27 protein-coding genes, 1 pseudogene, 2 riboswitches and 1 other annotated feature are annotated in these 24,999 nt (G+C 39.6%); of the genes and pseudogenes, 17 read left to right on the forward strand and 11 right to left on the reverse strand.

The window, feature by feature from the left end; genetic code table 11:
- Window positions 1-65: 65 nt before the first annotated feature.
- From pabB to FA727_RS06310, 3 genes are all read right to left on the reverse strand, one after another.
- Entirely contained in the window at window positions 66-1,778 is a 1,713-nt protein-coding gene (pabB, locus tag FA727_RS06300) for an aminodeoxychorismate synthase component I (protein ID WP_136830018.1), read from the reverse strand.
- Window positions 1,747-2,349, reverse strand: a complete 603-nt coding sequence (locus FA727_RS06305; protein ID WP_136830020.1) for an anthranilate synthase component II — start codon at window positions 2,347-2,349, stop codon at window positions 1,747-1,749. The genes pabB and FA727_RS06305 overlap by 32 nt, the downstream gene beginning before the upstream one ends.
- Window positions 2,350-2,471: 122 nt before the next feature.
- Window positions 2,472-2,987, reverse strand: a complete 516-nt coding sequence (locus FA727_RS06310) for an ECF transporter S component (RefSeq protein ID WP_136830022.1) — start codon at window positions 2,985-2,987, stop codon at window positions 2,472-2,474.
- A gap of 174 nt (window positions 2,988-3,161) precedes the next feature.
- Here FA727_RS06310 and FA727_RS24660 point away from each other — a divergent pair, with 174 nt between their 5' ends.
- The 6 genes from FA727_RS24660 (at window position 3,162) to FA727_RS06340 (ending at window position 8,205) form a co-directional block, all read left to right on the forward strand.
- Window positions 3,162-3,425, forward strand: coding sequence for a phospholipase (locus FA727_RS24660; RefSeq protein ID WP_220096736.1), 264 nt, complete (start codon window positions 3,162-3,164; stop codon window positions 3,423-3,425).
- Between the two features lie 63 nt (window positions 3,426-3,488).
- Window positions 3,489-4,235: a hypothetical protein gene (locus tag FA727_RS06320; RefSeq protein ID WP_136830026.1), complete on the forward strand. Its 747-nt coding sequence runs from the start codon at window positions 3,489-3,491 to the stop codon at window positions 4,233-4,235.
- Window positions 4,236-4,288: 53 nt separating this feature from the next.
- Window positions 4,289-4,535 (forward strand) — a binding site (T-box leader).
- 5 nt (window positions 4,536-4,540) lie between these two features.
- The gene (locus FA727_RS06325; protein WP_136830028.1) at window positions 4,541-5,569 is read left to right on the forward strand and encodes a tryptophan--tRNA ligase; all 1,029 of its coding nucleotides are present in this window, start codon (window positions 4,541-4,543) and stop codon (window positions 5,567-5,569) included.
- Between the two features lie 134 nt (window positions 5,570-5,703).
- Complete coding sequence (locus FA727_RS06330) at window positions 5,704-5,979, forward strand: hypothetical protein (RefSeq protein WP_136830030.1); 276 nt, start codon at window positions 5,704-5,706, stop codon at window positions 5,977-5,979.
- 138 nt (window positions 5,980-6,117) lie between these two features.
- Window positions 6,118-7,563 (forward strand): N-acetylglucosamine-specific PTS transporter subunit IIBC, encoded by a 1,446-nt coding sequence (gene nagE / locus FA727_RS06335; protein WP_136830032.1) that lies wholly within the window; start codon window positions 6,118-6,120, stop codon window positions 7,561-7,563.
- Window positions 7,564-7,686: 123 nt separating this feature from the next.
- On the forward strand, window positions 7,687-8,205 hold the full coding sequence (locus FA727_RS06340) for a P-loop nucleotide/nucleoside kinase family protein (protein WP_136830034.1): 519 nt from the start codon (window positions 7,687-7,689) through the stop codon (window positions 8,203-8,205).
- Between the two features lie 34 nt (window positions 8,206-8,239).
- Here FA727_RS06340 and thiE read toward each other — a convergent pair whose 3' ends face one another.
- Genes thiE through tenA form a run of 8 tightly spaced genes read right to left on the reverse strand, consistent with a single transcriptional unit; the run spans window position 8,240 to window position 14,107 of the window.
- Window positions 8,240-8,854, reverse strand: a complete 615-nt coding sequence (gene thiE, locus FA727_RS06345; protein WP_136830036.1) for a thiamine phosphate synthase — start codon at window positions 8,852-8,854, stop codon at window positions 8,240-8,242.
- Entirely contained in the window at window positions 8,851-9,645 is a 795-nt protein-coding gene (gene thiM, locus FA727_RS06350; protein WP_136830038.1) for a hydroxyethylthiazole kinase, read from the reverse strand. The genes thiE and thiM overlap by 4 nt, the downstream gene beginning before the upstream one ends.
- A complete protein-coding gene (gene thiD / locus FA727_RS06355; RefSeq protein WP_136830040.1) occupies window positions 9,635-10,444 on the reverse strand; it encodes a bifunctional hydroxymethylpyrimidine kinase/phosphomethylpyrimidine kinase in 810 nt (269 codons plus the stop codon). The genes thiM and thiD overlap by 11 nt, the downstream gene beginning before the upstream one ends.
- Window positions 10,413-10,916 (reverse strand): energy coupling factor transporter S component ThiW, encoded by a 504-nt coding sequence (gene thiW / locus FA727_RS06360; RefSeq protein WP_438646623.1) that lies wholly within the window; start codon window positions 10,914-10,916, stop codon window positions 10,413-10,415. The genes thiD and thiW overlap by 32 nt, the downstream gene beginning before the upstream one ends.
- A gap of 33 nt (window positions 10,917-10,949) precedes the next feature.
- Window positions 10,950-11,927 carry an ABC transporter substrate-binding protein gene (locus FA727_RS06365; protein ID WP_136830044.1) on the reverse strand — a complete coding sequence of 326 codons (978 nt, stop codon included), beginning with the start codon at window positions 11,925-11,927 and terminating at the stop codon, window positions 10,950-10,952.
- 15 nt (window positions 11,928-11,942) lie between these two features.
- Window positions 11,943-12,701, reverse strand: coding sequence for an ABC transporter permease (locus FA727_RS06370; RefSeq protein ID WP_136830046.1), 759 nt, complete (start codon window positions 12,699-12,701; stop codon window positions 11,943-11,945).
- A complete protein-coding gene (locus FA727_RS06375; protein WP_136830048.1) occupies window positions 12,701-13,420 on the reverse strand; it encodes an ABC transporter ATP-binding protein in 720 nt (239 codons plus the stop codon). The genes FA727_RS06370 and FA727_RS06375 overlap by 1 nt, the downstream gene beginning before the upstream one ends.
- Before the next feature lie 12 nt (window positions 13,421-13,432).
- A complete protein-coding gene (gene tenA / locus FA727_RS06380; RefSeq protein WP_136830050.1) occupies window positions 13,433-14,107 on the reverse strand; it encodes a thiaminase II in 675 nt (224 codons plus the stop codon).
- 74 nt (window positions 14,108-14,181) lie between these two features.
- A riboswitch (TPP riboswitch) is annotated at window positions 14,182-14,271 on the reverse strand.
- Between the two features lie 77 nt (window positions 14,272-14,348).
- A riboswitch (TPP riboswitch) is annotated at window positions 14,349-14,456 on the reverse strand.
- 401 nt (window positions 14,457-14,857) lie between these two features.
- Here tenA and FA727_RS06385 point away from each other — a divergent pair.
- From FA727_RS06385 to FA727_RS06435, 11 genes and pseudogenes are all read left to right on the forward strand, one after another.
- Window positions 14,858-15,574: a GntR family transcriptional regulator gene (locus FA727_RS06385; RefSeq protein ID WP_281280853.1), complete on the forward strand. Its 717-nt coding sequence runs from the start codon at window positions 14,858-14,860 to the stop codon at window positions 15,572-15,574.
- A gap of 16 nt (window positions 15,575-15,590) precedes the next feature.
- Window positions 15,591-16,472, forward strand: a complete 882-nt coding sequence (locus tag FA727_RS06390) for an ROK family protein (RefSeq protein WP_136830052.1) — start codon at window positions 15,591-15,593, stop codon at window positions 16,470-16,472.
- A gap of 12 nt (window positions 16,473-16,484) precedes the next feature.
- Window positions 16,485-17,432 (forward strand): mannose-6-phosphate isomerase, class I, encoded by a 948-nt coding sequence (gene manA, locus FA727_RS06395; protein ID WP_136831031.1) that lies wholly within the window; start codon window positions 16,485-16,487, stop codon window positions 17,430-17,432.
- Between the two features lie 106 nt (window positions 17,433-17,538).
- Window positions 17,539-17,619, forward strand: a pseudogene (locus tag FA727_RS24725) (GNAT family N-acetyltransferase); the annotation flags it as partial.
- Between the two features lie 247 nt (window positions 17,620-17,866).
- A complete protein-coding gene (locus FA727_RS06405; protein ID WP_136830054.1) occupies window positions 17,867-19,306 on the forward strand; it encodes a glycoside hydrolase family 1 protein in 1,440 nt (479 codons plus the stop codon).
- A gap of 170 nt (window positions 19,307-19,476) precedes the next feature.
- Window positions 19,477-20,253, forward strand: a complete 777-nt coding sequence (locus FA727_RS06410) for a Cof-type HAD-IIB family hydrolase (RefSeq protein WP_136830055.1) — start codon at window positions 19,477-19,479, stop codon at window positions 20,251-20,253.
- Window positions 20,254-20,273: 20 nt separating this feature from the next.
- A complete protein-coding gene (locus FA727_RS06415; protein WP_136830057.1) occupies window positions 20,274-21,629 on the forward strand; it encodes a glycoside hydrolase family 1 protein in 1,356 nt (451 codons plus the stop codon).
- Window positions 21,630-21,651: 22 nt separating this feature from the next.
- Window positions 21,652-22,881 (forward strand): sugar efflux transporter, encoded by a 1,230-nt coding sequence (locus FA727_RS06420; protein WP_158318803.1) that lies wholly within the window; start codon window positions 21,652-21,654, stop codon window positions 22,879-22,881.
- A complete protein-coding gene (gene mgrA / locus FA727_RS06425) occupies window positions 22,881-23,873 on the forward strand; it encodes an L-glyceraldehyde 3-phosphate reductase (protein WP_136831032.1) in 993 nt (330 codons plus the stop codon). Before FA727_RS06420 ends, mgrA begins: the two co-directional genes overlap by 1 nt.
- Window positions 23,874-24,022: 149 nt before the next feature.
- Window positions 24,023-24,349, forward strand: coding sequence for a PadR family transcriptional regulator (locus FA727_RS06430; RefSeq protein ID WP_136830061.1), 327 nt, complete (start codon window positions 24,023-24,025; stop codon window positions 24,347-24,349).
- Window positions 24,346-24,996, forward strand: a complete 651-nt coding sequence (locus tag FA727_RS06435; protein ID WP_136830063.1) for a permease prefix domain 1-containing protein — start codon at window positions 24,346-24,348, stop codon at window positions 24,994-24,996. The genes FA727_RS06430 and FA727_RS06435 overlap by 4 nt, the downstream gene beginning before the upstream one ends.
- Window positions 24,997-24,999: the final 3 nt, after the last annotated feature.

Raw genomic sequence — 24,999 nt, forward strand, 5'->3', positions numbered from 1 at the left:
TCTTTGTAGCTTTGAGTCAGGATTGTTTTTTTGTATGTTATGTATTGTATGTCAGTTTCTAAAAATCATTTCAATTCAACTTCCAACCATTTTCGTACACTATTAATAAACCAGATTATCGTGCAATTTCTCAAATCCTCGACTTTAAGAACTTTTTCTTGAATTTCACCTTCAGCAAGTAGTCTTTGACGATAAGTACCACCAAGTAAACCACTGCTAATGGGAGGGGTGTATCGCTGACCATCGAGCTCTACAACCACATTTCCATTCGTAAACTCGGTTAATTCACCATCGGAATTCCATAGAAGAACATCAAACACCTCAGGGAATCGTTTTTGAAATTGAGAATACACCTCTCGATGAGTAGTTTTGTGATATAAAAATAGATTGGAGTTATCGATCGGTTTATCTGCCAAAACAATTCTTAACGGCTCACTGAATCTTGTTATCGGCTGAGCCTCAACCTTGATGTTTTCACCTAGTACGAGACGAACTTTAAATTCACCTTGTTCATTGCACAATGAAGTCAATTTCCTACGTACTTCATCTAAATCAAAAGGAATGTTAAAGTATTTTGCCGAATTTTCAAGACGAGAGAGATGTTCTTCAAGTAAAAAGTACTCACCATCTTTTAAGAGTAAGCTCTCCAGTAATTGAAACTCTGGTTTCTCCGCCTTTAACAAACTTGCTTTCGCTAGTATTTCTTCATATTCACCTGCAGTGGTCGAATCCCAAGTAATCCCACCACCAACCCCATAAGTAGCAGCGCCTGATTTTTGATCAATCACAACCGTACGAATAGGCACATTAAAGATTGCTTCCTTAGACGGAGTAATATATCCAATCGCACCACAATAGACATCACGCGACTCAGACTCCAAATCCGCAATAATTTCCATGGTACTAATCTTCGGTGCACCCGTAATGGACCCACACGGAAAAAGACCACGGAAAATATCCACGATTTTTGTGGTAGGCATTATTTTTGCAGTAATAGTAGATGTCATCTGGTGAACAGTAGGGTACTGTTCAATATTGAACAACTCCGGAACTTGAACCGTACCAGGTACCGCAATCATCCCCAAGTCATTGCGAAGCAGGTCGACAATCATCACGTTTTCCGCACGGTTTTTCTCAGATTGATAGAGCCAACGTGCGTTTTTTTCATCTTCTTCAAAAGACTTTCCTCGCTTGATCGTGCCTTTCATTGGACGCGTGGTTATCTCGTCATTCTTTAGGTGGAAAAATAGTTCTGGTGACGCAGACAAGAAGCTATATTCTCCAGTATTTAGATACGCGCAATAATTGGAGGATTGGGCCTTTTTAAGTTTCGTATAATAAGCAATCTCATCTCCTTCGAACTGTGAATGAAGGCGAATCGTATAGTTCGTCTGATACGTATCGCCATCTTCAATGGCATTTTTAATAGATTGGATAGAAGCTTCATATTCATCCATTGAAACCGATGGAGTCCAATCAGTAATTGAATAGGGACCTTCACTATGCAAAGACTGCTGCTGTGGCTCTGAAAATATTCCAAACCAAAGCAAAGGCATTTGTGGCTTGGCATTTACCTTATAAGCTGAATCAAAGGCAGGGGCACTTTCATAAGAAAGGTAACCAGCAACATAATAACCGTGGTCAATTGCCTCCTGAATCTGCACGAAGCAAGGTATGACTTCTTCAATCGTATGAGCAGTGATGACCTTTATTGGGTTTGTAAATGTGAGAGGTTTGTTAGCAAAATCAAATGTTAAAAGTGGCTGTTTTATTTTCATGCTTGTTTTCCTTTTTGAAAAAATTTTGAACCATCTGTAAGCCTTGTTCTGTCAAAATGGCCTCTGGATGGAATTGGACACCCTCAACTCGATATTGTTTATGACGAATCCCCATAATTTCGCCATCTTCACTTTGTGCTGTAATTTCAAGACAAGAAGGGAGACTATTTTTATCAACAACTAACGAATGGTAGCGTGTCACCTGTAACCGCCTCGGAATGTTTGCGAAGACCCCTTGTTGATCATGCTCAATTTGTGAAACCTTCCCGTGCATAGGCTGGTTCGCTTTTTTTACAATGGCACCAAACGCTTCTGCGATGATTTGATGACCTAAGCATACTCCTAAGATCGGGATTACTTGGTGGAATCTCGTCACGATATCTAAACAAATTCCAGCAGACTGAGGATTACCAGGACCAGGGGAGATGAGTATCGAATCAGGGTTCAAGCGTTTGATTTCGTCCAACGTCACTTGATCATTGCGAACAATCACTAGTTCTTCACCAATTTGCTGGATGTATTGAACTAAGTTATAGGTAAAAGAATCATAGTTATCAATTACGAGTATCACTGGTTTTCTCCGTTTCTTCGGTATTTTCTCTCATTATAATAGATGTGGTATTTAGTTGGAAAGATAATAAAAAAGGACCGTCTACTTTTCAATTTAAGTAAACGGTCCTTTTATCACTTGGTTTAGTTAATTTGTACAGCTTTGTTATTCTTTAGTCTAGCAACCAGTGGTACTACAACAATACCAGCTAGAACAACCTGCATGATGTTTCCTGGGATTGAACCGAAAGGAAGAACCCAGTTTCCATACAGGATAACTTCAGTAAAGTAGTAACCTACAACCTTAATCACCATCGCAATAAAAATCGCTAGGCTGTATACCCATACTTTTTTACCTGGTACCTTCTCAGCGATTAGTCCAGCTACATACCCCATTGCCCCTACGATTACAAACGTAAATGGAGCCCATAGTGTCCAGCCTAAAACTAAATCAAATAGCGCCATTCCAAAAGCACCTGCGATCATAGCCGTTCTTTTACCAAACATGAAAGCAGCTAAGAAAAGCGGTAGATTACCTAGATGGACTAGACCACCGCTCCCCACTAACGGAAGGCGGATGTTGATAAACATTGTCGCCACAAAAGTTAAAGCAATGAAAAGAGCTGTAATGACTAACTCTTTGATCTTTGATGAATTCATTTATGTACCTCTTTCTATTTTTAAATAATATTTTACTACGAAAAAGTAGAACAATAAATACTTAATAACATATTAATGTTAGAAAATATCACTTCCGAAGATAAATGACTATATCCACACCTTCTTGCCAGACATATCTTGATTACAAAAAGTGTGTGCAAGGAGGTGAGGAGGATGCCAAGGTTTTGTTTGTTTCCAGGTTATAACTGGTGTGGTCCTGGCTGTAGTGGGCCTGCCGCACCTATTAATGCGGTTGATGCTGCATGTCAAAGGCATGATATGTGCTACATGTACACGCGCGATCGTTGTATGTGTGACAATGAATTTATGTTCAGACTTGAACAATTGCAAAACCCTTACACTCCGGAAGGGCGGCATGCGAGAGTGATGTTAAATCATATGCGAATCCTTCGTGGGTTTAACTGTCTTTTTAGATAATGAATGTAATAGCTTATTCAGGAGAAAATATCTGCAAAACCTAAAACAGAGGCGGAGATTCTCTTGAAAAAAATGGTTCTATTGATTCTGTTCGTTTTTTTACCACATGAAGTTTATGCAAATTTTCAAGCATTAATTTTTGAAGATGTTAATACTATCGAAGTTAAACGTTCCTCCGGTGGGAATCGGACCTTTAGCAGGTATGATGGGTATGAAGAAGTTGTCATTGAAAAAGTTCTTAAATGGATTAACAACGCCGAAAAGTCTCCTGAAACAACGAGTATAAAAGAACAAAACCCTCCAGCTACACTTGAAATCAATTTGACATCAGGTACGGTTGCTACCATAGAGCCGGCATACAATTGTACTTCTGATAATGGCCAAAGGGTTTGCACGTTAGTAGACGGTGAGGTCATTTACACCGTAGACCATGTTCAAACAAGATTGAAATCAATCGAACTATTTGACTGGCTATTGGTAGGGTGGAAATACGAAAGTAAAGGTGCACCAAAAGAGGAATTATTGGAGGAAACATTGTACCAAAGATATTTAACGTATGTTGGCGATGAATTTAATGACTACATTTTGTGCCCGAAAATCGATAAAATCGTTAGAATCGGAGGAAGTACATCCAGACACATCGTTTATGCCAGTGCGCTCAATTATTCTGGACATCATGATGGTCCTTATCATACACTAAGATTCTCAGTGACGGATACTCCAGAGAATGAGGTTCGTATAAATGATATTTCCCTTGATAAAAACATTTCTGAACAAGAAAGTAGAAAACAATGTCGACGAGAAGATTAGTTGAATTTTTTCTTGACCAATCAATTACCATAATTTAGAATAACAATAATATTTCAAACGCGACGACGAAGAAGAGTAGGCATTTGGAACGCTTAAGAGAGCTGATGGATGGTGCGAATCAGCGCGGGATAAATGGTGAATGGGCTTCTGAGCGACTAGGCTGAACCTTCTTAGTAGGCATAGCGGATTGTCTTACCGATAAAAAAGACTATGTATCGAAACGTTTGATCGTTTCTGTACAGAAAGTGCGTTTACGAATGTGAACGAATGAAGGTGGCACCACGGGTTACTCTCCTTATTTTTGGATGAGTAGCCCTTTTTTTATTTTTTTGGAGGTGGAAAAAGTGAAAACTATTTTAACAGGTATCAAACCAACTGGAGAAATTCATTTAGGTAATTATATGGGGGCTATCAAACCTGCCCTAGAATTAGCTCAGGGAAATGATTATGCACCCGTCTACTTCGTGGCGGATTATCACGGTCTAACAAAGCAAACGGACGCTGCAGAATTTAAACGCTTATCATACGGAGTTGCGGCAACATGGTTAGCCCTCGGACTTGATCCAGAACAGGTGATCTTTTACCGACAATCCGATGTCCAAGAAATTTTCGAATTAAATTGGATTTTAAGTTGCTTGTCGTCAAAAGGGTTAATGAATCGCGCCCATGCATATAAGGCAATTGTCGATGAAAATAGATTAGCAGGAAGAGAGCAAGATCATGGTGTAAATATGGGTTTATTCAACTACCCAATTCTTATGGCTGCAGATATCTTGATGTTTAAAACAGAAGTTGTGCCTGTAGGGAAAGACCAAATCCAGCACATCGAAATTGCACGGGATCTAGCGGAAAGCTTTAATCATCAGTATGGGGAGACATTCGTTTTACCAGAATTCATAATTCAGGAAGATACAGCTGTTTTACCAGGATTAGATGGTCGAAAAATGAGTAAGAGCTACGGCAACACAATTCCATTGTTTGAAGATCCTGCTAAATTACAAAAACATATTAACAAAATCAAAACAGATTCACTGCCACCTGAAGCACCGAAGGACACCGAGAATTCTATTCTGTTCATGCTGTACAAAGAATTCGCAACGGATGTTGAAATTGCAGAGATGAAAGAACGTTATGCGGACGGAATTGGATGGGGAGAAGTGAAGCGAGATTTGTTTGAAGTGATCAATCGGTTCATTGAAGAGCCGCGTGAAAAGTATAAGGAACTAATGGCTTCACCTGCCACGATCGACCGTATTTTGAAAGAGGGGGCAGAAAAAGCAAGAACGATTAGCCGCCCCTTTCTGAAAGAAATTAAAGACAAAGTAGGATTTTAATGGAAAGAAGAGAATATATAAAGGATAGGGGCTAGTATTAGCCACCTAAAACTTAGAGGGTATTAAGTAATGAGGGATAGCGACTACTATCACTCATTACTTCAATATAAATAATCAAGAAGGGAGAAGATAACATGATTCAAAGATTTAAAGAAAATGAAGCAGAATACGAAAACTGGCTAGCGGAACATCCAACTGGTTTCGTGTTTAATCATTTCGGAGGGTCTTTGGTGCAGTACAATTACAACGTTATTCATCTCGCAGATTGCCACATCCTTCATAGACCTACAGATGCTGGGAGAAAAACAGTAATCGAAAAAATCTGTTCTACAGACCTTGATGCATTACAACAAGAAGTGAAAAAATTTCGAGACGACTCCTTTGTTTTTTGTAAAATCTGTACAAAGTAAGCTTTTCTAACATACACACGATATCCTCACAGTCACTCATTGCCTCAGTTGTATGTACAACCAATTCCGACAATGCTATAATCAAAGCAGTTTTACCATTTTACTAGAAAAACTACATAAAAGAAGGAGGTTTTTACCATGATGAAATATTTACAGAATCTTGGTAAGTCCTTGATGCTACCAGTTGCTGTCTTACCGGCTGCTGCCATCCTTATGGGGATTGGGTATGCCATCGACAGTGAAGGTTGGGGCTCTGGAAACCCATTTGCAGCATTCTTTATTGGTGCTGGGTCATCGATTTTAGATTTCATTCCTATTCTCTTTGCTGTTGGGGTAGGGATTGGAATGACGAAGGAAAAGGATGGACCATCTGCATTAAGTGCTTTAGTTGGTTATCTCGTTATCACAAAATTACTTTCACCTGAGTCAGTTGCGAATCTGCAACAAATCCCACTTGAAGAAGTAAACCTTGCATTTAATGGTATTAAAAACGTCTTTATTGGAATTCTTTCAGGTGGTATTTCAGCGGCCTTATATAATCGTTATAGTCAAGTGAAGCTACCAGATGCATTAGCATTCTTTAGCGGAAAACGTTTAGTACCGATTTTAACAGCAGCAGTAATGCTAGTTGTATCGCTAGTAATGTTATTTGTGTGGCCATTCATTTACACAGCTCTTGTTTCATTTGGTGAATTCATTAGTGGATTAGGCGCATTAGGTGCTGGATTATACGGATTCTTTAACCGTATCCTGATCCCAACAGGCTTACACCACGCCTTAAACAATGTATTCTGGTTCGATGTAGCTGGAATCAATGATATTAAAAACTTCTGGTCAGGTGAGGGAGAGCTAGGTATTACAGGAAGATACCAGGCTGGATTCTTCCCAGTTATGATGTTTGGGTTACCTGCCGCAGCCCTTGCAATGTATCATACAGCAAAAACAAAGCGTAAAAAGCAAGCAGCTTCTCTACTTTTAGCAGGTGGTCTTGCTGCATTTTTAACAGGGGTAACAGAACCGATCGAATTCGCATTTATGTTCTTAGCTCCAGTTTTATTCTTTGTTCATGCCATTTTAACAGGTATTTCATTAGCCATTGCGGCTATGTTCGAATGGACAGCTGGTTTCGGATTTAGTGCAGGTTTGATTGACTTTGTCCTAAGTTCACAGCTTCCATTAGCAAATAAACCGTACATGCTTATCGTTCAGGGTTTAGTCTTTGCAGTGATTTACTACTTCATTTTCCGCTTCCTTATCGTGAAGTTGAACTTAAAAACACCAGGTCGCGAAGATGATGATGTTGCTGATGAGCAAATCGTTCAAAGTGGATCTAAAGATCGTTTTGGAGTAATGGCAGAAACCATCTATTCAGCACTAGGTGGCGATGACAACGTCGTTTCAGTTGACCATTGTGCAACTCGTCTACGTGTTGAAGTAAAAGATATGGATGTTGTCGATCAGAATAAGATTAAGACAACAGGAGTTCCTGGTATAAACGTGGTAGGAGCACATAATATCCAAGTTATTGTTGGACCGCAGGTTCAAGCAGTAGCAGATGAAGTGAAAAAGATTCGTAAAAACTAACAATAGAAAGGCTAGTATTCGATTCGATACTAGCCTTTTTTCTTGAAACTTTAGTTGGAAAATTCCGTAATAGATATCAAATTTAGCGAAGGGAAGCGTACACGCGTTTAATAGGAGGTCATGATGACAGCTACTCTAGATGACTTTTTAAAACAAAAGACATTAAAGCCACTCATTATTATGATGTGTGGGGTCGCAGGTTCAGGAAAGACTACATTTGCACAAGAGTTAGAACAAAAAGGGTTTGCACGCCTCTCGATTGATGAAGAGATTTGGAAAGTCAATGGACGCTTTGGTATCGACTATCCTGTTGAAAACTATGAAAATTATAAAGTTGAAGCTGAAATAAGGCTACGTGTTGAATTGATTCGTCTGATTGAGGACAAACATAATGTTGTTATCGATTTTAGCTTTTGGCAAAGAGCCAAACGAAATGATTATAAGCAGTTAATCGAAAATACTGGCGGGGAATGGAGGCTTATCTATTTGAAAGTGAGTCCAGAAGTTCTACGGGCACGCTTGAAAGAACGCAGTAAAAGATTTGATGCAAATGCAGCATTCACGATCACTGAAGATATCTTAACATCTTTCCTGAATGGATTTGAGGTACCTTCTCAAGAAGGTGAAATCGTAATTGAGTAAAAAGGAGCTTGAAATTTCCCAAGCTCCTTTAAAATCACAAAATATCTTTTCTCAAAGCTTCTGCCGCTTCCAAGGGATTCTCCGCTCTCATAATCTCCGACACAACCGCAACACCAGCAATTCCAATATCCCGTATCTGCGAAATATTCTCGAGCTGGATGCCGCCAATTGCCACAACTGGTATGGAAACTGCATCTATTATTCTTTCAAGCTCACCTTCAGGTAAAAGCTTCGCATTGTCCTTAGACTTAGTAGGGAAGACAGCACCAACACCAATATAGTCAGCTCCGTCCCTTTCAGCTGCAAGAGCTTCCTCAACTGTTCCAGCAGAAACGCCGACAAGCATAGAAGAAGGGACAATCTTCTTAATTTCTGCCAAAGGAAGATCCTCTTGGCCTACATGGATGCCATCTGCATTTGCTGCAAGGGCGATATCAACACGGTCATTGATGTAGAGGGGAACCTCATAGCGTGAAGTTAATTCTTTCAGCTTCACGGCTTTTTCGAAAAATAGCTTCCCAGAATTCTTTTTTTCGCGAAGCTGGACACAAGTCACGCCACCTCTAATGGCCTCTTCTACAATTGTTAAAAGTTGTTCGAGCGGGACTGATTCTTCTGTCACCAAATAGAGTTTCAGTGTTTCTTTCATACGAGTCGTACACCTTCTTCCCAAACGTCGCCGTTCATGAGTGAGATTTCATCCATTAACTTCATTCTGTAAGTACCGATACCGTCATGTTCCTTCAAATGCTTTTTCGCTCGTTCACCAGCAAGGCTCATCGTTGACATGCCTGCAACACTAGCTGCAAACCAATCATCAGTTGAACCAGCAAAAGCAGCTATTAAAGAAGCCGTCGTACAACCAGTACCCGTAATTCTCGTTAACCAAATATCGCCGTTTTCAATCCCCACAACATCCGTACCATTGGAAACATAATCGACTTCACCACTAATAACAGTAATAGCATCCAACTTCTTAGCAGCTTCAACAGCAAGCTCTTTTTTCGAAATAGACACATCTCCAGCATCAACCCCGCGCGTCTGCACCTCACCACCAATCAAAGCGAATACTTCCGAAGCATTTCCTCTGACGATTGAAATTTTCACTTTTTCCAAATAATCATTCGCTCGATTCGTACGGAAAGGAGTAGCACCAACACCAACTGGATCGAACACAACAGGAATCCCTTTTCGATTCGCTGCTTGACCAGCGACAATCATTGCTTCATACATCGTATCATCAATCGTTCCGAAATTAATCACAAGCGCTTGTGCAAGCTGCACCATATCAGCAACTTCTTCAATACTTGTCGCCATGACAGGGGACCCACCAATGGCAAGAGTCACATTGGCACAGTCATTAATGGTTACATTATTTGTTAAATGGTGAACAAGAGGCTGAACATCCTTTACGCGTGCAAATATATCTTTACAGTTCATTTTTCACACCAGCCTTTCTATATAACTCGTAAAAATGATTCGTCGGGCCATGACCATGACCTAGTGCTAGACTATGCTCAATCGCAATCGTAATATAATGTTTTGCTAGTTTGACAGAGTCATATAGTGTGTGACCCTTCGCAAGATTAGCTGCAATCGCAGAAGAAAGGGTACAACCAGTCCCATGCGTATTTTTGGTCTGAATGCGTTCTCCCGAAAACCAATGGAATGATTCTCCGTCATACAACAAATCATTTGGCGCACCTTCCAGATGTCCACCTTTTAATAAAACAGTCTTTGCTCCAAGTTCTCGCAATTGCCTACAGGCTGAAAGCATATCTTCTGAAGAGACAATCTCACCGCCAATTAAAACTTCAGCTTCTGGTATATTCGGCGTAATAATCGTCGCAAGGGGAATCATTTTCTCCTTCAACGACTGAATAGCTTCCTGTCTTAATAGATGATGTCCGCCTTTGGAAACCATCACTGGATCAAGGACAATATGCTTAGGCTCGTATTTCTTCAAAGCATCGGCCACCGTTTCTACAGTAGCAGGGGATGAGAGCATCCCGATTTTCACCGCATCAACTGGGATATCGTCAAAAACCACTTCAATTTGGTCAAGAATTATCTCATTATCAATGTCTTGAACTGAGCGAACTTCCTGTGTGTTTTGTGCGGTCACTGCAGTAATGACAGACATGCCGTACACACCATTTGCTGCAAAAGATTTTAAATCTGCTTGAATTCCAGCGCCACCACCAGAATCAGAGCCCGCGATTGTGAGTGCTGTTTTCATGAAGTATCCCTCCAAGTGCGTTATTCTTAGCTAGAATTTTTAATAGACCATAACCCATTATGGCACCTGTTACAGAGCTAATAGCAAAGGCAGGGACAAGTCCAAACAGGCTCGCTTCCTGACCAAGCAACAATACACCAATTGGGTAAGTTGCCATTGCTCCAAGGATGCCTGTTCCAATGACTTCACCAACAGCAGCGAAGGCAAGTTTCTTCGTTTTTTGGTATAAAATTGCTGCCAGTAATGCACCAATCATGCTGCCAGGAAAGGCGAATAGGCTACCAGTTCCAAGAATATTTCGTAGTAACGATGAAAGAAAGGCTTGAACTACCGCGTACCATGGTCCAAGTAGCACAGCAGATAGAACATTCGCAAAATGCTGTACGGGAAAGATTTTTGCAAAACCAACTGGGATGTAAATCAAACTGCTAGATAATGTCGTAATCGCAGCAATAAGGGCTGTTAGCGTCATCTTATTGAGTTTCTTCACTTAAAATCATCCTCTCTATTTTGTGACGATGTTTTTATAAGCCTCTTTGACATCAACTTCTTCTTGTAAAACCTTACTGTCATATAACCAATCGGCTACATCCTGCCACACCTTTTCCTCTTGATAACCGAATGGAACAGCATCATCAACCATTAAAGGAAGTAGTGTAGTTAAGCTTTCCGTTTCTACGTCGCGTTCAAGTGGGAAGCTTTCATTTTCATGAGAAAAAAGAACATCTAAAGCGGATTCCGGATCTGCTTTTACATCAGCTTGAGCTTTAGAAAGTGCACTCCAGAACTTTTTAATCGATTCTTCTTTCTTCTCTAATGTCTTTTCACCAGTAACAATAATTAGCTCATAGTTTTCTGGTACACCATATTCAGAAAGGGGAAACATATCGACGTCATAGCCTTCTTTTTTCAATAGAACCAACTCATGATTCACGTAAGCACCAACAAGTGCATCAACTTTATCTGTTGCAAGGGAAGGCATTAAGTCCCAACCTACATCTGTTAATTTCACTTGTTCTGGGTCTCCACCATCATGCTTTACCATTGTGTTTAAAATTGCTTCACTTACAGATGAAGACGGGTAACCTACATTTTTCCCAACTAAGTCCTTTGGAGATTCAATCCCATTGCCTTTTTTATACATGATGCCGTCTAAAGAATGACGCACAAATGCACCAATTGAAACGACAGGAATATCTTCGCCTCTAGATAAAAGCAGCTGTGTTTGATAGCTAATGGCCAAATCCACTTTCCCTGTAGCCGCAAGCTTTAACGGGTCATTTGTGTCAGCCGGCATTTCGATTTTGACATCCAAGCCTTCTTCATCGAAATAGCCTTTTTCCTGAGCTGTATATAGGGCTGAGTGTACCGCGTTTGGATACCAATCAAGCATTATCGTAAGTTCTTCTTTTTCATTTGTCTGTTCCTTAGAACAACCTGCTACCACTAGTATTAACATGCATAACCATAATAATTTTTTCATCAATAATTGCACTCCTTATTCTGTCTCTTTCCAACGTAATGTTCTTTTTTCAAGCATCGCCGTGAGGGCAAAAAGGATAATCCCCACGATTGTTAAAATGACAATGGCAGCAAAGACGCCATCTGCATTTAAATCACCGGACATCCGCCGGCTGTAATAGCCTAATCCTTCACTTGCTCCCAACCATTCTCCAATCGTTGCTCCAACAAGAGAATAGACAATAGCAATCTTCAGTCCAGAGAAAAAGGAGGGAAAGGCCATTTGAATATTTAGCTTTGTAAAAATTTGACGCTTACTCGCACCCATCGAGCGAAGTAGTTCGATGTAGTCTTTATCCGTCGATTTGAATCCGTCGTACGCTCCGACAACAATCGGGAAGAATGACATCAGTATCGTTACGGCTACCTTGCTCCAAATCGTGTACCCAAACCACAGTACGAAAATGGGTGAGAGGGCAATGATCGGAATCATTTGCGAAATCAATACAGCTGGATAAAGCATTTTTTCAATTGTTTTCGAAAAGAACATGCTCACTGCTAGACCAACACCACCGACAACTGCAAGGATAAACCCAATCGCAAATTCAAGCATCGTCGCTCCTAGATGTTCAAAGATAAGTGGTCGCCAATTTTCAATTATATGGATGACGACATCAGTTGGAGCAGGAACAATAAAGGCAGGAATGATATCGCTCTGTACCAAGTACTCCAATGCAATAAGAGCAACTACCATAAAGACAATAAATAAACCGTAAGTTTTAAAAAAATTTCTCATTAGATCTTTTTCTCCAATTCTCTTCTTAACCCGACTAACTCACTCGAATGCAACATATCTGCATGACGGGGTCGGTGAAGAGGGACTTCGATTTCTTCTACTGAATATTGTTTAAGTAAGATGATTCGATCGGACAAGTAGCTAGCTTCTTCTAAATCATGGGTGATGAAGACGATCGTTTTATCGAGTTCCTGCCAAATCGACAATAACCATGCTTGCATTTCCTTTTTCGTGATCGAATCCAGCGCACCAAACGGTTCATCTAAAAGGAGGACTTCTTTTCCCGTTAACATCGCTCGTAAGAATGCGACCCTTTGTCTCATCCCACCGGAAATTTGGTTCGGGAGGGCTTGCTCATAATCTATTAGACCAACGCGCTTCAACCAATTTCGTGCATCTTCTTTTGTGAGTTGTAAGTCTTTCTGAATTTCTGCACCAATCATGATGTTATCCATGACGGTTCGCCACGGAAGAAGTAAGTCTTTTTGCGGCATATAACCAACATCGCCAAGAGAAATTGGCTGCCCGTTAATCGTAATTTCACCGAGTGCCTGTTTGAGCAGTCCAGTGATAAGCTTTAAGATTGTGCTTTTTCCCGTACCACTTTTCCCAATGAGTGAGACAAATTCGCCTTTCTCAATCTTCAGATTGAGGTCTGAAATAATCGGCTTCTTTTCTTTCGGGAAGGTATAGGTAACATTTTTCAGTAAAAGTGTCATGTGTTCACCTGCTTAAATTGGCCAATCCTGTTCGAGGTAGTTCATCTCCCAGAATAGGTATTCATATTTTGACGTGATTTGAAAATGTTCTTCGAGAATGGCAAGTTCACGTTCAGGTAATCCTTCAGCTAGTTTATCCATTAAATCAATCAACCATTTTGCACCCTCACCAAAGGTTTCAGAATCATACGTTTCAATCCACTGTTTATAAGGATTGTTTTCGATTTTGTCTCCATATTGTTTTCTTAGGAGCTTGCCAATTTCCCAATAATCCCAAGCACAAGGGAGGAGACAAGAGACGATTTCAGCAAGATTGCCTTTTTGCGCCACATTTAACATGTAACGGGTGTATGCAAGATTGACTGGTGTTGGCTTTGTTGCTTCTAGCTCCTCACGTGTAATCCCAAATTCCGCCGCATACTGACGATGAAGCTCCATTTCAAAATGAAGCGTTTCATGCAGAATTTGTGCGAATTTGTCCATCGTCTCTAGGTCACGGGCTTTTGTAACAGCTGCAGCAAAAAGCTTCGCGTAATCAATTAAGTACACATAATCCTGCTTCATATAGTGGATAAATTTTTCCCGTTTGAGACTTCCGTTCCCGAGTTCCTGGACGAAAGGGTGGTAGTGGTTCTTTTCCCAAATCGGCTGTACATTTTTAAATAGTCGTTCTGTGAATTTCCCCATATGTATTCCTCCTTTTTAATGCAAAAATAAAACCGCTTCCCTGTAACGGAAAGCGGTAAGCACATGAGTGGACCATGCATCAATACCTACTTCCCTACGCTAGTACAAACTAGATCAGGTTCAAAGGGTACGTCTCAGCCAAAAGGGCGCCCCTAGTAGATTTATATAAAAAATGTGAACGTGCCTAGCTTAGCTAAACACAAAAAGCCTCCACAAAAGTGGAGGCTGATATAACAATTCTTAAACAACCATGCCACTTCCCTACGCCAGTACTAACTGGATCAGGTCTTGAGGGTCTAGAACTCTCGTTCAATCTCAGTCTTCTAAAAAGACTCCCCTAGTGCGTCTTCAATTATTTTTAACAAACTCATCGTACCATGGATTAAAATTCCAATCAAGAGGGAATCTTGGTTTGTTCTAGAAATGGGTAATTGAAAACTCTTGTTTCCCATTTGAAAGGTGAAACTAGTAATCTAATAGAATTTGAATGATAAAATCAACCAGAAAAGAGAGAATAGTGTCAACCGACTTACTTTTCATTGACAGAATCATAGTGTAGAGGCGATATTAGTCAATCAAACGTGTTTTCATATAGAGGTTCATATAGAAAAGACTCATAGTCGAAAAGAGCTTAATACCCATTTTTCAAAAATGTCTCCACTAAAATACAACGCTTTCATGAAAACGCTATATTTTTATTTCGGTTTCATTGTATGATAGATTTAGAATATTTCGATAGGGTGGAATAGATTGAAGACAAAATACGAAATCATTTCTACAGAGATGAGAAAAAGAATTAGAGAAAAGGCTTACTCCATCGAGCATCCCATTCCTGATGAGATTTCTTTGGCAAAAGAATTCAATTGTAGCCGCATGACGATGAAGAAAGCGCTTGATATTTTAGTGTTAGAAGGCTTGCTTTATCGTAAACGAGGTCATGGTACCTTCATTGTTCAATCAGCGTTCAACGGTGGAATAGTCAATGTTGAAAGTAACGAAATGCTTGGTTTTTCTAAGCTTCTAGAGAATAAGAATGTAAAAAGTAAAGTAATTTCGTTTCAAGTACAATTTCCAACTGAAGAAGTTTCCATCCATTTAGCAATAGATAAGAATACACCAGTCTATGCTATCGCTCGAGTCCGACTCGTAGATAATGAGCCTTATGTTTTAGAAAGAACATACATGCCTACAACGATTATTCCAGGAATTAATGATGAAGTTCTTAATGGTTCTATTTATTCATATATTAATGACCACCTAGGATTAACCATTGCAGGTTCGCATCGGAAAATTAGAGCTTGTAAATCCAATGAATTCGATCGGGAGCATTTGATCTGCGAATCAGATGACCCGATTCTAGAAGTCGAGCATGTGGGGTTCCTCAATAATGGATTACCATTTGAATATTCTTTTTCGCGTCATCGCTATGATAAGTTCGAAATCACCACAATTAATATAAGACGATGAGTTTGGAGGAATGACAATGTTAGGGGCAATTGAAGCAGGAGGTACGAAATTTGTATGTGCGGTAGGAGACGCTGAAGGGAATATTTTCGAGCGTATTCAAATACCTACAACCGTACCTGAAGAAACGATGGTGGAAGTTATCGCTTTTTTTCAAAAATATCCACTTGAGTCCATGGGAATTGGTTCCTTTGGACCGATTGACGTAAACCAAGAAAGTCCAACCTACGGCTATATTACATCCACACCGAAAACTGCCTGGAAAAACTATCCGTTTGTTCAAGCAATCAAAGATGCGTTCGATATGCCAGTTGGTTTTAATACAGATGTAAACGCTGCCGCATTAGGGGAAGCGAAACTAGGGGCTGCAAAAGGTTTAGATAGCTGTCTTTATATAACCGTTGGCACAGGCATTGGTGCTGGTGCAGTCGTACAAGGCAAGATTCTTCAAGGCTTAACTCATCCTGAAATGGGGCATATTTTAGTCCGCCGTCATTCAGAGGACCAATATGCAGGAAAATGTCCGTATCACAAGGATTGTTTAGAAGGACTTGCTGCTGGACCAGCTATTGAGGAACGATGGGGCGAAAAAGGGATTCAGCTTTCCAATCGTGAGGAAGTTTGGAATCTAGAAGCCTATTATATTGCTCAAGCCTTGATGCAATATATCTTAATACTATCACCGAAAAAAATCATTCTCGGCGGTGGAGTCATGAAACAAAAACAAGTATTTTCATATATTCATAAGCATTTACTAGAGTTCGGAAATGGTTACGTAGAACTTCCTGAGCTTTCCGATTATATCGTGAGTCCTGGTCTAGGAGACAATGCAGGAATTACCGGTTCCCTAATGCTTGCACAAGAAGAACTACTTTCTAAGCAAACGCTACAAAACTCATAAATGGAGGTCGTCATCTTGGAACCTTTATTTTTACAACCAGTGTTTAAAGAAAGAATATGGGGTGGCACCACTTTAAGAGATGGATTTGGCTATGAAATACCAAACGACAAAACCGGCGAATGCTGGGCAATTTCTGCTCATCCAAATGGTCCTTCTGTTATTAAGTATGGTCCGTACGCAGGCATGTCACTGGACAAACTTTGGAAGGAACAGCCACAATTATTCGGAAATCCGAAGGAAGAAGGGTTTCCACTTTTAACAAAAATCTTGGATGCTAATATGGACCTTTCCGTTCAAGTTCATCCTGATGATTCTTTCGCAAAAGTAAATGAAAACGGTGAACTCGGAAAAACCGAATGCTGGTACATCATCGACTGTAAAGAAGGGGCAGAAATGATACTCGGACACACGGCCCAAACAAAAGAAGAATTTGTTAAGATGATCAATGAAAGAAAATGGAACGACCTTCTTCAACGTGTCAAAATCAAGCCAGGCGACTTTTTCTACGTTCCAAGTGGTACAATTCACGCGCTATGCGAAGGTGCGCTTGTATTAGAAACACAACAAAGCTCTGATACGACTTATCGTGTTTATGATTACGATCGCCGTGATGACCAAGGGAAATTACGCGATCTGCATTTAGACAAAGCGATTGAGGTTACAACAATTCCACATCAGGCAGCTTCTATCAAACCGACTATCGAAACAAAAGAGGATGCAACGATTACAACCTATGTTCAATCAGAGTACTTTTCAGTATGTAAATGGGACGTAAATGGGACAACATCATTCAATTATAACGATCACTATTTGCTTCTTAGCGTTTTAAATGGAAAAGGGTCTCTTAAGCATGGCGTTAACAGCTATTCCTTAAAGAAGGGAGTACATCTGATTGTTCCTATTGGTATGGGTGAATTTGAATTAGAAGGTGATTGCCAGGTCATCGTTTCACACGCTTAATCCACAAAGCTTAGAAAATCCTAATGAGATAAATTTTATGACTATAAAAAACGAGTTTGGAATCAAAATGATTTTAACTCGTTTTCTTTTATTATCCAATAGTTCCTTTGTACAAAACGGATCCCACTCGTTTTTTATGGGTGATGAAGAACAAGTAGACTTTATCATGACTAAAACTATAATCTAATATTTTGGATTAGACGAACTCACCTTTTTTGATGTTCTAAAAAATCATCAAAATCGAATTCTCATATCCATACTTTGGTAAATTAACACCAGCATTTATCGATAAGAATATTTCTTCAAAGATAGGTAATTGGATTATTCTATCTATGTCTATACGCATAAATGCAAAAGTATAGACATATAGAATAAGGGGTTTATAATAAGAATGTAAGCGTACCAATTTTTAGTGAAAAGATGAGGTGGCAATCATGATACATAATAATTTAAGTCCGTTTCCAAACCATTTCCTTTGGGGTGCTGCATCTGCAGCTTATCAAGTAGAAGGAGCATGGGATGTAGATGGAAAAGGCGTTTCAAACTGGGATCAATTTGTAAGAATTCCAGGAAAAACATTTAAAGGCACAACAGGTGATGTAGCAGTCGATCATTATAACCGTTATAAAGAGGATGTTCAGCTAATGGCCGAGATGGGCATGAAAGCTTATCGTTTTTCTGTCGCTTGGACGCGTATTTTTCCAAACGGAAAAGGAGAAGTAAATGAAAAAGGGATTAAGTTTTACGATAATCTCATTAATGAACTGATTGCGAATAAAATAGAGCCAGTTTTAACCTTATATCATTGGGATTTACCACAAGCTCTTCAAGAGGAATACGGCGGTTGGGAGTCACGCCAAATTGTAGAAGATTTTACAAACTATAGTGTGGAATTATTTAAACGTTTCGGTGACCGCGTCAAATATTGGGTCAGCTTAAACGAGCAAAATATTTTTACGATGTTTGGCTACAGAATGGCAGCGCATCCACCCGGTGTGAAAGATGATAAGCTTTTTTATCAAGTGAATCACCATGCTAATCTTGCAAATGCAAGCGCCATCAAAGCATTCCGAAAGTATGTACCCAATGGGAAAATCGGACCGAGTTTCGCTTACTCACCAGCGTATGCGTTAACCTCAAAACCAGAGGATATTCTAGCTGCTGAAAACGCGGAGGAAATCAACAACCACTGGTGGATGGACATTTATGCTTGGGGAAAATATCCGCAGGCGGCATGGCGTTTTTTAGAAAAAAATGGTTTAGCACCGTCAATTGAAGATGGTGACTTCGAATTATTGCAGGCTGGAACACCTGATTTCATGGGCTTGAACTATTACCAAACCACTACTTATGAAATGAACCCATTAGAAGGTGGCGTAGGTGCTGGGGAAATGAATACGACGGGTAAAAAAGGAACGTCTAAGGACACAGGTATTCCTGGTGTATTTAAAACCTCCCCAAATCCAAATCTGCAAAGAACGGACTGGGATTGGAATATTGATCCACAAGGTTTACGAATTGCCTTACGAAGAATTACCGATCGTTACAGCTTACCGATATTAATCAGTGAAAATGGTCTAGGTGCATTTGATAAACTCGAAGATGGCGACGTGGTAAATGATGATTACCGCATCGATTTCATCCGTCACCACATCAAGGCCATGCAGGAAGCTATTTCAGACGGAGTCGATCTTCTTGGTTACTGCGTTTGGTCCTTCACAGACCTATTAAGCTGGTTAAATGGATTCCAAAAACGTTATGGATTCGTTTATGTGAATCAGCATGAAGAAGGTGAACATGACCTTCGCCGTGTGAAAAAGAAGAGCTTCTACTGGTATAAGGAAGTCATTGAATCGAACGGTGAAAAACTTTAAACATATTGAACCCTCTCATCATGTGAGGGGGTTTTATTTTAGTACTTAATTAATATCACAATGGCTCATTTCTAGTTAAAAAACGAACTTTACGATACTGGATATTAAATTGTTCGTTTTTTAATTTACCTTCATAGATTGTGACTTTTTACTTTTGAAAGGGCAGATAAATGGATAAAAAATTAATATTCTTTGATATTGATGGAACACTTTTAGACCATGACAAGCAATTGCCTAAGTCTACAAAGCTAGCAATTGAAAAACTACAAGAATTAGGGCATGAACTTGCCATAGCGACTGGGCGAGCACCATTTATGTTTGAAGAACTCCGAGAAGAATTAGGCATTCATACATATGTAGGACTAAACGGACAATATGTTGTTCACAACAATCAGGTCGTTTATGAGCATCCTCTCGATATCGAAGAACTTCATCGCTATTCAGCATTTGCTGACGAATTAGATCATCCACTCATCTTTGAAAATCATGAACAAATGTATAGCACGAAGGAAGCGAATCTGTATGTAGACGAAGGTATCGGTTCCTTTAAATTAAAGGTCGCACCGATCTATGAACCAAATTCCTTTCGAGAACGAAAAATCTATCAATCTTTGCTTTTCTGTACAGAAGAACATGAGTCGCTATACCATTCTAAGTTTCAAAAATTGAAGTTTGTCAGATTTCATGAGTATGCGGTCGATGTCCTTCCAGCAGACGGCTCTAAGGCAAAAGGGATCGAAGTATTGATCAATCATTTACAAATTCCGATGAAAAATGTCTATGCTTTTGGCGATGCCTTGAACGATATGGAAATGATGACATTCGTCGAAAATAGTGTCGCGATGGGAAATGCCATCGATGAAGTGAAACAGGTGGCAAAATATGTGACTACAGCTGTTGACGAGGATGGGATTTTAAAAGGATTAGAGTTAGTCGGGATCTTATAATCGAGAGGAGTATGAGGTAGATGAAAACTATTCCTGATGGTTTTTTATGGGGAGGAGCCGTTACATCTTTTCAAACTGAAGGAGCTTGGGATGTAGATGGCAAAGGTCCTTCCATTGTCGATGCAAGACCCGTCAAAGAAGGACAGTCCGACTGGAAAAGCGCGGTCGATTTTTATCATCGTTACAAAGAAGATATCGCGATGTTCAAGGAAATGGGATTTAACGCCTACCGCACCAGTATTTCTTGGTCTCGAATTTTTCCAGATGGTGAAGGAGAAGTAAATGAGCAAGGCCTACAATTTTATGATGATCTCTTTGATGAAATGTTAGCAAATGGAATTCAACCAGTCATTACTTTGTACCATTTCGATCTACCTCTAGCTTTAGCGGAAAAATACAACGGCTTCGCATCTAGAAAAGTTGTCGATTTATTTGAACGCTATGCTCGAACTGTTTTTGAGAGATTCGGAAAAAAGGTAAAATATTGGCTCTCATTTAATGAACAGAATCTTGTTTTAATGCATCCAGAATTATGGGGCGTGTCGCTAGAAGGAGCAGAAAGCGAAGAGGCTTTGAAATATCAAGTGACTCATAACGCCTTTATTGCCCATGCGAAAGCGGTTAAAGCCCTACATGACCTTGTGCCTGGTGGTCAAATGGCAGGCATGGTTACGTATACCACGACTTATCCGCATACACCACAGCCTAATGATGCAATTGCCAATTTGAAAGCAAAGGAATTGCTCGCTGATTTCTATTTTGATGTGTTCGCCCATGGGGAATATCCAACTTATATTACGAAAGACCTTGAACGTAAAGGAATCATGCCTACTTTTGAAGTAGGAGATGCAGAACTTCTGAAGGAGAATACTGTCGATTACTTAAGCATCAGCTATTATCAAAGTCAAACAGTTAGTGGTGATAAGGTGGTGGGCGACAACCCACTTACTGGATTAATTCCTAATCCACACTTACAAACAAATGAATGGGGCTGGGCCATTGATCCGATTGGATTACGAGTTTGTTTGAAGAATATGTATGCTCGCTATCGCTTGCCGATTTTTATTACGGAGAATGGCATCGGGGTACGCGAAGAGTTAAATGAAAACAAAACGGTGGAAGATGATTATCGAATTGATTATTTACGTGAACATATCAAACAAATGAAGCTTGCAATGGAAGAAGGGGTAGATGTCTTTGGCTATCTCACTTGGGGGTCGACTGATCTTATCAGTTCAGGGGGGCAATTCGAAAAGCGTTACGGCTTCATTTATGTAAACCGTGGTGAAACAGATTTACGTGATTTAAAGCGCTTTAAGAAGAAAAGCTTTGATTGGTATAAAAATGTAATTGCATCGAATGGGGAAGTGCTATAAGTTCTTCCCAAAGGAGTTCATTATGAAACAGAAAATACTATTTATCTGGAAAATCCCTTCATTTCCAGTGCTATTCTTGATTAACACGATTTTTGGTTTATCGATGTCCTTTTTTGCTCCGTTTTCGTCATTGTTTGGAATTGACGAAGTTGGGATGAGTAATGCGAGTTTCGGAATCTTTATGACGGTTATGGCTATAGGTGGCGTGACCATCAGTAGCTATATCGCAAAACGGTCTGATACGAAAACAAGTCGGAGAAAGCTGTTGATGATCACCTCCATCACAGGAGTACTCGGATATACAGGTTTTGCTTTTATCCGCGATTATTTCACCCTAATGGTGGTAGCTTTCATTCTACTTGGAACAACAGCAGCTGCTGTTCCACAGTTGTGGGCGTATGCAAGAGACGCTTTAAAGGCAGCGGAAGTTCCAGGGAAAGATACACCTTTTATCATGAACGTCCTGCGTATGTTCTTCGCTTTAGCATGGACGGTTGGGCCAGCACTAGGTGCATGGTTACTTGTCGCTGTTGACTTTAAAGGATTATTTCTATTTGCAGCAGCTGGTTATTCTCTAGCCTTTTTAACTATCGTTTTTTCTTTAAAAGAGTTAGAACAACAACCAAGTGTAGCGAAAACATCTTTAGCAGTTAAAAATCATATAACCAAACCTCATATTTTTGCTTATCTTGCAGCAGCTTTGTTACTAGCTGCAGCCACTTCCATCCATATGCTCAACGTGCCACAATTGGTGACGAAAGTATTGGGTGGAACAGAAATGGATGTAGGGGTTATATTTAGCGTACCACCGATTTTTGAAGTGCCATTTATGATTATTCTTGGCATCATCGCCACCAAAATGGATAATGGTAAACTCGTAAAAATCGGCTTCGGTATTGCGTTTACTTATTTTCTTCTATTCAGTTTTGTCTCAGAAACATGGCAAATCTATCCGTTGCAAATTTTAAGCGCTGCACAGGTGTCGATTACATCTGGAATTGCAGTTTCGTATTTTCAAGATTTTATCCCAGAAGCACAAGGAACCGCAACAACATTATATATGAATGCGACTCAAATTGGTCAAACAGTCGGATATCTACTTTTTGGTTTCCTTTCAGAGTTCATTCATTATGATAATCTTGTTCTGATTTATGCTTTGCTTGTGGGTATTGGATTACTATTCCTAGTCCTTTTAGGAAAGCAAAAGGTTACACTACCACCTCCAAAAATAAATGAAATGGGGATGAAATGATGGTTTATCAAGCTGATGATAATCGTTATAAGACAATGAAATATAATCGGACTGGTCGTTCTGGACTTTTACTTCCAGCCATTTCTCTTGGACTTTGGCATAATTTCGGTGGGGTCGACACATATGAAAACGGCCGTGCCATGTTAAGAAGAGCGTTCGATCTTGGCATCACACATTTTGACTTAGCCAACAATTATGGCCCACCAGCAGGTTCAGCAGAAGAAATGTTTGGACAAATGTTAAAAACCGATTTTGCTCCATATCGTGATGAAATGATTATTTCTTCTAAGGCTGGTTATTATATGTGGCCAGGACCATATGGAGAATGGGGTTCTAGAAAATACTTGATTGCTAGTCTTGATCAAAGTTTAAAACGCATGGGCTTAGACTATGTAGATATATTTTACTCGCATCGCCCTGATCCGAATACACCATTAGAGGAGACGATGGGAGCATTGGATACTATCGTGCGTCAAGGGAAAGCGTTATATGTTGGAATTTCTAGCTATAGTGCAGAGCAAACAGCAGAGGCGATTGAAATTATGAATCGACTAGGCACTCCACTCGTTATTCATCAACCAAACTATTCGATGTTTAATCGTTGGATCGAAGACGGTTTGCAGAATGTATTAGAGGATAATGGAGTAGGTTCTATTGCTTTTTGCCCGTTAGCACAAGGGCTATTAACAAATAAATATTTGAACGGCGTTCCTGAGGAGTCCCGCGCTGCAAAATCAACTGGGGCTCTTCAGGAGAATCAAGTAACTGCGGAAGTTGTCGGTAAGGTCCAAAAGCTCAATGCTATAGCCGCCGAACGTGGTCAAAGTCTTGCGCAGATGGCTCTAGCATGGGTATTACGTGGAGAGAAAGTAACCTCTGCGTTGATTGGAGCAAGTAAGGTAAGTCAAATCGAAGAAAACGTGAAGGCCCTAGATAATCTGCATTTTACGGATGAGGAGCTAATGTTAATCGAAAATATTTTGAATAAATAACTTAAGTAAACAATGAAGATCAAAGGAATCCGAGTGATGGATTCCTTTTATTGACTAGAAAATAATAAAATAGATAAATTTTTACATATACCTTGTTATACGAGGTGCATTGTTATACAATCTATATAGAAAAATATGGAGGTTATTGGATGGACAGGGAATTGATGAAAGGAAGTATTGACATATTATTGCTTTCATTGTTAGTAGAAAAAGACTGTTATGGTTATGAGATGGCAAAAAAACTAAGAAATTTAAGTAATGAATCATACAATATGAACGAAGGGACACTCTATCCTGCCTTGCAGCGTTTGGAAAAAAAAAACTATGTGGTTCATTATTGGAGCGAAGAGTTAGATGGAAAACGTAGAAAGTATTACTCGATAACGGAAGACGGTAAAAGTATCCTAGATGAAAAGCTAAATAGTTGGAAGCAAATAAATCAATTAATCAAGAAGACGTTGGGGGAATTGTCGTGAAAAAGATCGACAACTATGTCACAAAAATCGTTTCTGGTTTACCAATGGAGCAAGTAGCAAAAGAGGAGTTCAGGGAAGAACTCACTGCCCACCTTACTGAACACATAAACGAACTTTTGATTAAAGGATATTCAGAAGATGAGGCTATCAGCTATGCTATAAAAAGCTTTGGTGACCATCAAAAATTAAATCATGAAATGAAAAAATCTATTTTTCCATTTTATAAAATCGTTCGATATGTTTGGTGTACTTTTTTGGTTACAACATTTATTTGGACGCTCGCATATTACTGGAATGAATTTTACCATCGTCAAATGGGAGATTTTTTTCAGGAAGGTGGCATGCTAGTCTTTCTAATGATTGCTGTTATTTTAGGAATTTGCGAAGTTGCCTATGAAGCAGCTAGCAAAGAGTATACAACAAAATGGATTACAAACCCTTGGTTTTTCTTTTTGATCCCATCCTTGTTTATTACAGGCCTCTTATCCATTTCCTTTTTTCTACATCCTGAAAATTATGTAGACGGATTATGGTTGGATTTGTTTGTGCTACCAATTGGAACAATAGCACATCTATTCGCAAGAGGGATCTTTACATTGATGTTTGTTAATAGAAAAAACAAAATAAAAGTAAACATCAGGGGTTGAGGT

Source organism: Robertmurraya kyonggiensis, assembly GCF_005116465.1.
Classification (GTDB): Bacteria; Bacillota; Bacilli; order Bacillales; family Cytobacillaceae; genus Robertmurraya; species Robertmurraya kyonggiensis.

Coding starts and splice junctions, on each gene's coding strand:
- FA727_RS06340 (WP_136830034.1), top strand. CDS start 7,687: ATGACAGCTACTCTAGATGACTTTTTAAAACAAAAGACATTAAAGCCA.
- FA727_RS06370 (WP_136830046.1), bottom strand. CDS start 12,701: ATGAGAAATTTTTTTAAAACTTACGGTTTATTTATTGTCTTTATGGTA.
- FA727_RS06405 (WP_136830054.1), top strand. CDS start 17,867: ATGATACATAATAATTTAAGTCCGTTTCCAAACCATTTCCTTTGGGGT.
- FA727_RS06375 (WP_136830048.1), bottom strand. CDS start 13,420: ATGACACTTTTACTGAAAAATGTTACCTATACCTTCCCGAAAGAAAAG.
- thiD (WP_136830040.1), bottom strand. CDS start 10,444: ATGAAAACAGCACTCACAATCGCGGGCTCTGATTCTGGTGGTGGCGCT.
- FA727_RS06420 (WP_158318803.1), top strand. CDS start 21,652: ATGAAACAGAAAATACTATTTATCTGGAAAATCCCTTCATTTCCAGTG.
- FA727_RS06365 (WP_136830044.1), bottom strand. CDS start 11,927: ATGAAAAAATTATTATGGTTATGCATGTTAATACTAGTGGTAGCAGGT.
- pabB (WP_136830018.1), bottom strand. CDS start 1,778: ATGAAAATAAAACAGCCACTTTTAACATTTGATTTTGCTAACAAACCT.
- thiM (WP_136830038.1), bottom strand. CDS start 9,645: ATGAACTGTAAAGATATATTTGCACGCGTAAAGGATGTTCAGCCTCTT.
- thiW (WP_438646623.1), bottom strand. CDS start 10,916: ATGACGCTAACAGCCCTTATTGCTGCGATTACGACATTATCTAGCAGT.
- FA727_RS06430 (WP_136830061.1), top strand. CDS start 24,023: ATGGACAGGGAATTGATGAAAGGAAGTATTGACATATTATTGCTTTCA.
- FA727_RS06415 (WP_136830057.1), top strand. CDS start 20,274: ATGAAAACTATTCCTGATGGTTTTTTATGGGGAGGAGCCGTTACATCT.
- thiE (WP_136830036.1), bottom strand. CDS start 8,854: ATGAAAGAAACACTGAAACTCTATTTGGTGACAGAAGAATCAGTCCCG.
- FA727_RS24660 (WP_220096736.1), top strand. CDS start 3,162: ATGCCAAGGTTTTGTTTGTTTCCAGGTTATAACTGGTGTGGTCCTGGC.
- FA727_RS06325 (WP_136830028.1), top strand. CDS start 4,541: ATGAGTAGCCCTTTTTTTATTTTTTTGGAGGTGGAAAAAGTGAAAACT.
- FA727_RS06310 (WP_136830022.1), bottom strand. CDS start 2,987: ATGAATTCATCAAAGATCAAAGAGTTAGTCATTACAGCTCTTTTCATT.
- FA727_RS06390 (WP_136830052.1), top strand. CDS start 15,591: ATGTTAGGGGCAATTGAAGCAGGAGGTACGAAATTTGTATGTGCGGTA.
- FA727_RS06330 (WP_136830030.1), top strand. CDS start 5,704: ATGATTCAAAGATTTAAAGAAAATGAAGCAGAATACGAAAACTGGCTA.
- tenA (WP_136830050.1), bottom strand. CDS start 14,107: ATGGGGAAATTCACAGAACGACTATTTAAAAATGTACAGCCGATTTGG.
- mgrA (WP_136831032.1), top strand. CDS start 22,881: ATGGTTTATCAAGCTGATGATAATCGTTATAAGACAATGAAATATAAT.
- nagE (WP_136830032.1), top strand. CDS start 6,118: ATGATGAAATATTTACAGAATCTTGGTAAGTCCTTGATGCTACCAGTT.
- FA727_RS06410 (WP_136830055.1), top strand. CDS start 19,477: ATGGATAAAAAATTAATATTCTTTGATATTGATGGAACACTTTTAGAC.